The 10,355-nt window shown below is 73.9% G+C and carries 8 protein-coding genes; 5 read left to right on the forward strand and 3 right to left on the reverse strand.

Features of this window, described 5'->3' with window-relative positions; translation table 11 throughout:
• The first annotated feature begins 280 nt into the window (after positions 1-280).
• Together ACFRAR_RS07115 and ACFRAR_RS07120 are read left to right on the forward strand one after the other, a co-directional pair.
• Entirely contained in the window at positions 281-1,045 is a 765-nt protein-coding gene (locus ACFRAR_RS07115) for a class I SAM-dependent methyltransferase (RefSeq protein ID WP_380695649.1), read from the forward strand.
• 83 nt (positions 1,046-1,128) lie between these two features.
• Positions 1,129-3,045: a SpoIIE family protein phosphatase gene (locus ACFRAR_RS07120; protein WP_380695651.1), complete on the forward strand. Its 1,917-nt coding sequence runs from the start codon at positions 1,129-1,131 to the stop codon at positions 3,043-3,045.
• A 91-nt stretch (positions 3,046-3,136) separates the two neighbouring features.
• On the opposite strand, the gene ACFRAR_RS07125 is transcribed toward ACFRAR_RS07120, so the two are convergent.
• Positions 3,137-5,320 (reverse strand): MMPL family transporter, encoded by a 2,184-nt coding sequence (locus ACFRAR_RS07125; protein WP_380695653.1) that lies wholly within the window; start codon positions 5,318-5,320, stop codon positions 3,137-3,139.
• 137 nt (positions 5,321-5,457) lie between these two features.
• Between ACFRAR_RS07125 and ACFRAR_RS07130 the strand changes: the two genes are divergently transcribed.
• On the forward strand, positions 5,458-6,081 hold the full coding sequence (locus ACFRAR_RS07130; protein ID WP_380695655.1) for a TetR/AcrR family transcriptional regulator: 624 nt from the start codon (positions 5,458-5,460) through the stop codon (positions 6,079-6,081).
• Here ACFRAR_RS07130 and ACFRAR_RS07135 read toward each other — a convergent pair.
• The gene (locus tag ACFRAR_RS07135; RefSeq protein WP_380695657.1) at positions 6,074-7,024 is read right to left on the reverse strand and encodes a LysR substrate-binding domain-containing protein; all 951 of its coding nucleotides are present in this window, start codon (positions 7,022-7,024) and stop codon (positions 6,074-6,076) included. The two genes, ACFRAR_RS07130 and ACFRAR_RS07135, sit on opposite strands and share 8 nt — an antisense overlap.
• Before the next feature lie 189 nt (positions 7,025-7,213).
• On the opposite strand from ACFRAR_RS07135, the gene ACFRAR_RS07140 reads away from it, so the two are divergent.
• Together ACFRAR_RS07140 and ACFRAR_RS07145 are read left to right on the forward strand one after the other, a co-directional pair.
• Complete coding sequence (locus ACFRAR_RS07140) at positions 7,214-7,765, forward strand: peroxiredoxin (protein ID WP_380695659.1); 552 nt, start codon at positions 7,214-7,216, stop codon at positions 7,763-7,765.
• Between the two features lie 3 nt (positions 7,766-7,768).
• On the forward strand, positions 7,769-8,311 hold the full coding sequence (locus tag ACFRAR_RS07145; RefSeq protein WP_380695661.1) for an alkyl hydroperoxide reductase: 543 nt from the start codon (positions 7,769-7,771) through the stop codon (positions 8,309-8,311).
• A gap of 76 nt (positions 8,312-8,387) precedes the next feature.
• Here ACFRAR_RS07145 and ACFRAR_RS07150 read toward each other — a convergent pair whose 3' ends face one another.
• The gene (locus tag ACFRAR_RS07150; protein WP_380695663.1) at positions 8,388-9,968 is read right to left on the reverse strand and encodes an AI-2E family transporter; all 1,581 of its coding nucleotides are present in this window, start codon (positions 9,966-9,968) and stop codon (positions 8,388-8,390) included.
• Positions 9,969-10,355 lie beyond the last annotated feature (387 nt).

A 10,355-nucleotide genomic window follows, 5' to 3' on the forward strand; every position in this document is an offset into this window, starting at 1 on the left:
CCGGCGCGCGGGGCGCGGCGCACAACCCGGCCCACACCCTCGTGCTTCCGCAACTCCGGCCACATCGGCCCAAGCACGGCGAGTTGGCCGGAAAGGGACCCCATGGCGCAGAGATCACGCATATTCTCAGATGCCAGTACGCACACGAGTGTCTGCCGGAAACGCATCGGGGTGCGATCCGGCCGTGTGGTGAGGCGTGCGTGACGTACCGCCGCCGGCAGCGGCCCTCAGGGCCGTGGAGGAGCCACCGGAGGCCACGGGTGGAAGGGTGCCTCACAACGTGACGACCGGACAGATATCCGACCCGTTCCCCGTCGGCGAGGACGCCGGGGACGACGAGCCCGAGGTACGGCGCCGCCGGGCGGCCCGGGCCCTGCAGGCGGTCGCCTTCGACACCATCGGTGCCGGGTACGGCGAGGCCTTCCCCGCCAAGGACGGCCAGCTGACCTGCGGCCGGCGACTGCTCGCCGGGCTGGAGCCCGGTGACCGGGTGCTGGACGTGGGCTGCGGCACCGGCGAGCCGACCGTCCGCCAGCTGGCGGCGGGCGGCCTGCGGGTGACCGGCGCGGACCTCTCGGACGGGATGCTCGCACTGGCCCGGCGGACCGTCTTCCCCGGCGACTTCCCGCCGGTCTTCCACCGGATCGACCTGTACGATCTGGCCACCGACCGCGCGGACCGGGTCTGGAACGCCCCCGCGCTGGGGCCGGACGGCCGGGGCCGGTTCGCCGCCGTGACCGCGTTCTTCTCCCTCATCCTGCTCCCGCAGGACGAGATCCCGACCGTGCTCGGGCAGCTGCGCGAACTCCTGCGTCCGGGAGGGCTGCTGGCGCTCGGTATGGTCGAGGCGGACCTGGATCACGTTCCGCTTCCGTTCCTTGGCAGAGAGCTGCGGATCAGTGGGTATCTGAGGGAGGATCTGGAGCAGGTTCTGGTCTCGGCCGGCTTCGCCGTCGAGGAGTGTTCGGGGCATCCGTACGCGCCGGCCAGTACCTCGCTGCCGCCGGAGGAACAGCTGTTCCTGTGCTGTCGACGCGTCGGCTGATCGAAGCGGGACCGCACCGGCCGCACCCGCGGCCGGTGCAACAGAACAGCTCACCGACCACACCGAATCCAGGACAGGCAGCCGTGCGCGACCAGCTCAAGACCGAGGCGGAGCAGCCGCCCGCCGTCCCGGGTCAGCGCCGCCAGGTCCCGGCCCTGACGACGACCCCGGCACCGGCAGCGACAGCGGCCCTGCCGAACGCCCTGGCCCCGGCGCCGTCCGCCGGCGCCGCGGCTCCGGCGAGGCGGACGGCCGGGCGCCCGGAGCGGGCCGAGATGGCGGACCGCCTCGGGTACCTCGACTCGGCGACCCGGCGGATCAACAGCGCCCTCGACCTCGCCGCGACGCTGCGCAACATCGGCCGGGTGCTGGTCCCGACGCTCGCCGACGCCGCCGTCGTCCACCTGCGCGACCCGCTGCCCAACGTCGAACGCGAACCCGGCTTCCCGGAGGAGCTGCGGATACACCACAGCACCGGCACCCGGATCGGCCGCCGCGGCCGCCCGAGCGGCCTGGACGACCGGCGGCGCTCCCGCTACGGCGCCCGCTCGACCGCCGACGGCGGCCCGGCCACCCCGGTGACCCGCGGCGGGGCGCTCGCCCACGCCCTGCTGAGCCGGCGCCCCGCCGAGGCGGCCGTCCTCGGCGCCCCCGGCGCCGAACGCACCGAGACGCTGCTGCGCGAGCTGTACGGCACCCGCGGGGTGGCCCGGCTGGCCGCCGGCACCTCCGTCCTCGCCCTGCCGCTGCGCGGCCGCAAGGCCGTCCTCGGGCTGCTGATACTGATCCGCCGCCCTCCCGAACGCAGCGGCCGCCCGGTCTTCGACGCGGCGGACACCGCGACCGCCGCGCACCTCGCCACCCAGGCCGGGCTGGCCGTCGACACCGCACTGCGCTACGCCCGCGAGTGGGAGATCGCCAACGAGCTCCAGCGCAGCATGCTCCCGCTGCGGCTGCCGCAGTCGCACGGCGTCCGGATCGCCCAGCGCTACCTGCCCGGTGAACGCGGCGCGCAGGTCGGCGGCGACTGGTACGACGCCGTCCCGCTGCCCGGCAACCGGGTCGCCCTGATCGTCGGCGACGTGATGGGCCACTCGCTCACCTCGGCCGCCATCATGGGCCAGCTGCGCACCAGCGCCCAGACCCTGGCCGCCCTCGACCTGCCGCCGCACGAGGTGCTCTACCACCTGGACGAACAGGCCCAGCGGCTCGGCCGCGAACAGCACCTGGCCACCTGCGTCTACGCGGTGTACGACCCGATCGCCAACCGGGTGGTGATGGCCAACGCCGGACACGTCCCGCCGGTGCTGGTCCGCCCGGACGGCACCGCCGAGCTGGTCGAGCTGGATTCCGGGGCCCCGATCGGCGTCGGCGGGGTGGACTTCAACTCCGTCGAGCTGCCCGCGCCGCCCGGCTCGGCGCTGCTGCTGTTCACCGACGGCCTGGTGGAGACCCGCACCCGCCCGATCAGCGACGGCCTGGAGGTGCTGCGCGCCCGGATCGCCGCCGCCCGCTGGCAGTCCCCCGAGCAGCTGTGCCAGGAGGCGCTGCGGATCCTGCCGCCCGGCGACCGCGGCGACGACATCGCCCTGCTCGGCGCCTGCTTCGACGGCATCCCGGCCGGGGACGTCGCCCACTGGTACCTCCAGCCGCGCAACGAGACGCCGGGCCGGGCCCGCCGGCTGGCCGCGCACACGCTGCGCCGCTGGGGGCTGGACGAGCTCAGCGAGGCGACCGAGCTGATGGTCAGCGAGCTGGTCACCAACGCCGTCCAGCACGCCACCCGGCCGGTCACCCTGAGCCTGGTGCGCACCACCCGGCTGCGCTGCGAGGTCGGCGACGACAGCCCGCTGCTGCCGCGCCCGCGCCGTACCGGGCCGGAGGACGAACGCGGGCGCGGGCTCCAGATAGTGGCCAGGTGCGCGGACCGCTGGGGCGCGACCCGGCTGGGCACCGGCAAGGTGGTCTGGTTCGAGCAGCGGCTGCCCGTCCAGACGTGACGGCGCCCGGCGGGAGGGCCTCCCGCCGGGCGCTCCGGGGGCGGTCCGGGACCGGTCGGCCCCGGACCGGTCGGCCCCGGAGCGGTCGGCCTCAGACCCCGGCGGGCTCCTTCGCCGGCTCCTTCGCCAGCCCGGCGAGCAGCTGCTCGCCCTCCATGTCGACCTTCGGCACGACCTTCTCCAGCCGCTTCGGGAACCACCAGGCGGCCCGGCCGAACAGCGCCATCGCGGCCGGCACCAGCGCCATCCGCACCACGAAGGCGTCCACCAGCACGCCCACCGCGAGGGCGAAGCCGATCGGCTGGACGATCGGGTCGTCCCCGAGGACGAACGCGCCGAACACCGAGACCATGATCAGCGCGGCGGCCGTGACCACCCGGGCGCCGTTGCGCACCCCGGCCACCACGGCCTCGCGCGGCGCCATGCCGTGGACGTGCTGCTCCTTCATCCCGGAGACCAGGAACAGCTCGTAGTCCATCGCCAGTCCGAACAGCACGCTGATCAGCAGGATCGGCAGGAAACTGACCACCGGCCCGACCTTCGGCACGTCGATCAGGCCGTCCAGCCAGCCCCACTGGTAGACCGCGACCACCGCGCCGGTCGAGGCCAGGATGCTGAGCAGGAAGCCGGCCACCGCCTTGAGCGGGACGAGCACCGACCGGAACGCCAGCGCGAGCAGCACCAGCGCGATGCCGACGATCACCGCGACGAACGGCGGCAGCGCCTGGCCGAGCTTGGCGGAGACGTCGATGTTGGCGGCCGTGGTGCCGGTGACGGCGATGCCGGCGCCGGTCGCGGACCTCAGCTCGTCGCGCTGGCCGCGGATCTCGTTGACCAGCGCCTTGGTGTCCTCGTGGTCCGGTCCGGTCTGCGGGATGACGGTCACCAGGGCCGTCCCGCTCGCCGGGTCGACGGCCGGCGGCAGCAGCGTCCGGACGCCCTTCAGGGTCTGCAGCCTGCCCGCCACGTCCCGCACCGCCTGTTCCGGCTGCGGCGTTCCGTGGGCGTCCACGACCACCACCAGCGGCGCGTTGAAGCCGGGCCCGAAGCTCTCGTCGATCAGGTCGTAGGCCTTGCGCGGGTCGGTTCCGGCGGCCTGCGAGCCGCCGCCCGGCAGGCCGAGGGAGAGGCTCGCGGCCGGCACCGCGAGGACGCCCAGCGCGGCCAGCCCGGTGAGCAGGACGGCCAGCGGGCGGCGGACCACGAAACGGCCCCAGCGCTCGCCCAGGGTGGTGCGGCCGTCGGTGCGCAGCGCCCGCTTCCACACCGGCAGCCGGTCGATCGCGCGGCCGGCGAAGCCGAGCAGCGCGGGCAGCAGGGTGATCGCCACCAGGACGGCCACCACGACGGCGCCGGAGGCGACCAGGCCCATCACGGTCAGGAACGGGACACCGGCGACGGCGAGCCCGGCGAGCGCCACGACCACGGTCAGGCCGGCGAAGACCACCGCGCTGCCGGCGGTCGCGGTGGCGCGGGCGGCGGCCTCCTCGGGCTCCAGGCCCTCGGCCAGGTGGCGGCGGTGCCGGGAGACGATGAACAGCGCGTAGTCGATGCCGACCGCGAGCCCGACCATCAGGGCGAGCACCGGGGCGGCGGTGAGGATCTCGAACGAACCGGTCAGGGCCCAGATCCCGGAGAGCGCCACGCCGATCCCGACCAGGGCGGTCAGCAGCGGCATCCCGGCGGCGACCAGGGTGCCCAGGGTGATCACCAGCACCACCCCGGCCACCAGCAGGCCGATCGACTCGGAGCCGCCCTCGACCTGCGCCATCCTGTTGAACGCGTCGCCGCCGGCGGCGACCTCCAGCCCGGCCGCGCGGGCCGGTTCGGCGGCGGCCTTCACGGCTTCGCGCTGCCGGTCGGTGATGTCGGCGAGCCGGTGGTCGAAGGAGACCAGGGCGATCGCGGCCCTGCCGTCCGGTGAGACGGCGCCGGTGGCGTACGGGTCGGGCACCGCGGCCACGCCCGGGACGGCGGCGATCCGGGCGACCGCCTCGCTGACCGCCCGGCTCGCCTCCGGCGCGGTGACGCCGCCGGGGGCGGAGGCCGCGAAGACGACCTGGGCGGAGCCGTGGTCCTGCTCCGGGAAGGCGCCCTTGATCTTGTCCAGGGTGGCCTGCGCCTCGGTGCCGGGGACCCGGAACTCGTCGCTGGTCTTGCCGGCGAACGCGCCCGCGGCCCCGCCGAGCGCGATCAGCAGGGCGATCCAGACGGCCAGGACGGCACGCCTTCGCCGGAAGCCGAAGCGGCCCAATCGGTACAGGTAGGTGGCCATCGGCGGTCCTCGGGGTCGGTCGGAGGGGTGTCGGCACCACCGTACGGGCAAGTTTGTCGCATGACAAAGTTGGTTGACAGGATCGTTCGACAAGATCGCATGACACAGTTGTGCGCCCGTGGCGATACCCTGACCCAATGGCTCACGTCCCCGCCTCCGAACGCCGTCCGCAGCTGGTCCAGGCCGCCCTCGACCTGATGGCCAGGGAAGGCGTCGCGGCCGGCAGCACCCGCGCGATCGCGGCCGAGCTGGGCGTGGCGCAGGCGACGGTGCACTACACCTTCGGCACCAAGAAGGACCTCTACCGGGCCGTCGTGGAACAGCTGACCGCCGACTTCGTCGACAGCGTCCGCGCCGTCGACCCGGGTGACGGCCCGTTCGGCGAACAGGTCCGCACCCTGGTCCACGCCCTGTGGGAGAACTCGACCAAGGCGGACGGGCGTTGCGAACTGCTCAGCGAGTTCGCCGCACTGGCCATGCGCGACCCGGACCTCCAGGAGATCATGTGGGCGATGCAGCGCGGGATCGAGGGCACCGCGGCGGAGATACTCGGCGCGCTGGCCGGCGCCCACGGCATCCGGCTCGCCCTGCCGGCACCGGAGGTCGCCGTCTTCTTCCTGGCCGGCTTCGACGGCCTGACCAGTCGCCACCTGGCGCAGCGCACCCCGGGCGAGCGCACCGATCCGGACACCCTGCGCGCGCTCGACCTGCTGGTGACCACCGCCGTCGGGCTCTGCCTCGACGGACCGTCGGTCAGCTGACGATCCGGACCGGCAGCTCGGCCAGCACCTCGCGCAGCGCGGCGGCGAAGCGCTCGTACTCGGCGCTGCGGGCCGAGCCCGGCCGCATGGCCAGCCCGATCCGCCGGCCGGGGGCCGGGGCGGCGAAGCGGACGGCGGCCAGCCGGTCGGTCCGCCCGGCCTCGACGTCCAGCGCGGTGGCCGGCAGCAGGGTCACCCCGAGGCCGCCGGCGACCAGCTGGACCAGGGTGGACAGCCCGGCCGCGCGGGTGGTCGCGCCCGCCGGGTCGGCGCCGACCTCGCGGCAGATGTCCAGCGCCTGGTCGCGCAGACAGTGGCCCTCCTCCAGCAGCAGCACGTCCAGGTCGAGCAGCACGTCGCGCGGCACGTCGACCCGTCCGGCGAGCGGGTGGCCGGGCGGGGTGAGCAGGACGAAGTCCTCGTCGAACAGCGGGATGTCCCTGGTCGGCGAGGCCCCGCCGGCCGGGAGCGCGAGCAGCAGGACGTCCAGCCGCCCGGCGGCCAGGCCCTCCAGCAGCGAGGAGGTGCGCTCCTCGTGGACGTGCAGTTCCAGCTCCGGGAAGCGGTCGCGGACCAGCCGCAGCACGGGGGGCAGCAGGTAGGGCGCGACGGTCGGGATGACGCCCAGGTGCAGCGGCCCGGTGAACGGGCGGCGGGCGGCCTCGACCTCCTCGGTGAGAGCCTGGAGCGAGGCGAGCACCCGGCGGGCGTGCCGGTGCACCCGCTCCCCCAGCGGGGTGACGATCACCTTGCGCGTCGTACGCTCGACCAGTTGCGCGCCCAGCGACTCCTCCAGCGCCGCGACCGCCCCGGACAGCGCGGGCTGGCTGGTCCCGGTGGCGGCGGCGGCCTCCCGGAAGTGCCGGTGCTCGGCCACCGCGACGAACGCCTTCAGCTGGGCGACGGTCGGGGTGCGGGGGCTGCGGACTGTGGCGCTCGCCACAGTCGAGTCGATCTTGGCGGCGGCGCTCCGACGGGGGCCCGGCCGCGACATGGGGGGTTCGGTACTGATAGCAATCTCCGATCAGACACATCAAGTCTAGCTATTTCCCTGATCAGTCCACGATGTGGAATGGTGGGTGCTGTCCGGAATCCGGACAAACTCCCCTCACCTATTTCAGGAGAAGCGAACGTGCTCACGATCGGTGACAAGTTCCCCGAGTTCGACCTCAAGGCCTGTGTCGACCTGGACGCCGCGAGCGCCTTCGCCGACATCGACCACAAGTCCTACGAGGGCAAGTGGAAGGTCGTCTTCTTCTGGCCGATGGACTTCACCTTCGTCTGCCCGACCGAGATCGCCGCGTTCGGCAAGCTGAACGACGAGTTCGCCGACCGCGACGCCCAGATCCTCGGCGTCTCCGGCGACTCCGAGTTCGTGCACCACGCCTGGCGCAAGGACCACAAGGACCTGCGCGACCTGCCCTTCCCGATGCTGGCCGACATCAAGCACGACCTGATGCGCGCCTGCGGCGTCGAGAACGAGGACGGCACCGCCCAGCGCGCCGTCTTCATCGTCGACCCGAACAACGAGATCCAGTTCGCCATGGTGACCGCCGGCTCCGTCGGCCGTAACCCCAAGGAGGTCCTGCGGGTGCTGGACGCCCTGCAGACCGACGAGCTGTGCCCGTGCAACTGGAGCAAGGGCGAGGACACCCTCGACGCCCAGGCCCTGCTGGCGGGCTGACCCATGGCTCTCGACGACCTGAAGGCCGCCCTCCCGGACTACGCCAAGGACCTCAAGCTCAACCTGGGCTCGGTCATCGGCAACTCCGACCTCCCCGCCCAGCAGCTCTGGGGCACCGTGCTCTCCTGCGCGATGGCCACCCGCAGCCCCGGCCTGCTGCGCGAGCTGGAGCCCGAGGCCAAGGCCAACCTCTCCCCGGAGGCGTACACCGCCGCCAAGGGCGCGGCCGCGATCATGGGGATGAACAACGTCTACTACCGGACGCTGCACCTGCTCTCCGACAAGGAGTACAGCACGATGCGGGCCGGTCTGCGGATGAACATCATCGGCACCCCGGGCGTCGAGAAGGTCGACTTCGAGCTCTGGTGCTTCGCGGTCTCGGCCATCAACGGCTGCGGCCAGTGCCTCGACTCGCACGAGGCCGTCCTGCGCAAGGCCGGCGTCGAGCGCGAGGTCGTCCAGGCCTCGATGAAGATCGCCGCCGTCCTCCAGGCCGTGGCCGGCGTCCTCGACTCCGAGGCCGCCCTGGCCGCCGCCAACGGCTGACGCACCACCCCGCGGTCCACACGAACGGGCCCGGCCGGACACCACGTCCGACCGGGCCCGTTCGCGTACCCGTCGGCTACTCCGCCACGGGCCGGGCCTGCGCGGGCGGCTGCACGGACGCCGGCGCGGACGCGGGGGCGGACGCCGGGGCGGCCGCGGTGCGCTCGGCGGCCTCGCGGGCGGCTTCGAGCGCGGTGAAGACGGCCTGACCGGCCTCGTTGCGCCGGCGCAGGTGGCCGACCACGGTGTTGATCACCGCGATCAGCGGGACGGCGACCACCGCGCCGCCGATGCCGCCGATGATGCCGCCGGCCGCGACGCCCAGCACCACGCCGAGCGGGTGCACCCGGACGGCCCGGCCGAGGATCAGCGGCTGGAGGATGTGGCTCTCGACCTGCATCACCACCACCAGCACCACCAGCACCATCAGCGCCGTCCACGGCCCCTGGGTGACCAGCGCGATCAGCACCGCGACGGTACCGGTGACCAGCGCGCCGACCAGCGGGACGAAGGCGCCGAGGAAGATGATCACGGCCATCGGCATCGCCAGCGGCACTCCCAGCATGTCCACCCCGACCCCGATGCAGACCGCGTCGATGAAGGCCACGCAGACCGTCCCGCGCACGTACGCGGTGAGCGTCACCCACGCCTTCGGGCCGGCCCCGGCCATCGCGAAGCGGGACTGCCGGGGCAGGCCGCGCAGCGCCCAGTTCCAGATCTTCGCGCCGTCGTAGAGGAAGAAGAAGGTGGTGAAGAAGGTCATCAGCAGCGCGGTCAGCACCTCGACGGCGATCTGCGCGCCGGTGATCGAGGCCGAGGTGAGCTGGTCGGTGTTGGTGGTGATGGCCTTGGTGATCTGGTTGGCGAAGTCGGTGATCTGCTGCTGGGTCAGGTGCAGCGGTCCGGTGACCATCCAGTCCCGCAGCTGGTTGACGCCGGTCTTCACCTGGGTGGTGACGTCCGAGAGGTTGGTCGACACCTGCCAGACCACGAACCAGCCGACCAGCCCGATCCCGGCCAGACCGCTCAGGAACACCCCGCCCGCCGCCAGCGAGCGCGGCACCCCGCGCCGGCGCAGCCAGGAGACCGAGGGCTCCAGCAGCGCGGTGATCAGCAGCGAGGCCAGCACCGAGAAGGCGACCAGCCGCAGCATGTCGACGACGTAGAAGACGACGTAGAGCGCGGCGCCGAGCAGCAGCAGCCGCCAGGTCGACTCGGCCGCCACCCGCAGCCCCCACGGCACCGCTTCGGCGGGCGTGGCCGGACGTCCCGGGTGGTACTCCCGTCCGAACCCGGTGTGCGCGACCGGGGCGGCCGGGGCCACCGAGGCCGCTCGGGCCGCCGCGACGGGCGGGGCCGCCGCGACCTCCGCGCCGGTCGGCACCGCCGGGGCCGGGGCCGGCCGCGGAACGGGGGCCGGGCCGCTCTCCTCGGCCGGCGCCGGGACGAGCCCGTCGACCAGCGCGGGCACGTGTCCGTCGACCAGCACAGGCATGTGTCCGTCGACCAGCGCGGGCACGTGTCCGTCCGCCGGCGCCGGCTCGTGCGCGTCGGCCGCCATCCCGGCGCGCCGGCGCCGTTCGATCACGGCGGCCGCGCTCGCCACCACGGCCATGCCCTTGGCCACGGCCTTGAAGGCCTTTCCGCCCCGCGCCATCCTCACTACCACCGCTTCCCTGCCGAACCCGCCGTGCCCGGCGGTACGCCGCGGGTCCCGCCGCGGCCGTCAGGGATGACGCTACCCGGCCACGGTGCGGTGAGTCCGGTCGCCGGTCTGTTCGACCGGATCCCCTCATCCCGATGAACCGGACAAAACGCCAGGTTCCATCCGGTTTCGGACATCGTTCGCTGGGGAGGAGCCGGAACGAGACCCCGGAGCCGGACCACCGAGGTCGTCCCGCGGCCAACTGCCGGCGGACCGGCCGGTGCGGGGAGCAACCAGGACCCCTCCCCGCACCCCGCGTCCGCACCCGGGGCCGCACCGCCCGCGGGCGCGCCGGTCAGCGCGCCCGGGCGGCGCGGCCCGCCCCGAGGCGCAGGCCCC

Source organism: Kitasatospora sp. NPDC056651, from assembly GCF_042792155.1.
In the GTDB taxonomy this organism is placed as follows: Bacteria; Actinomycetota; Actinomycetes; order Streptomycetales; family Streptomycetaceae; genus Kitasatospora.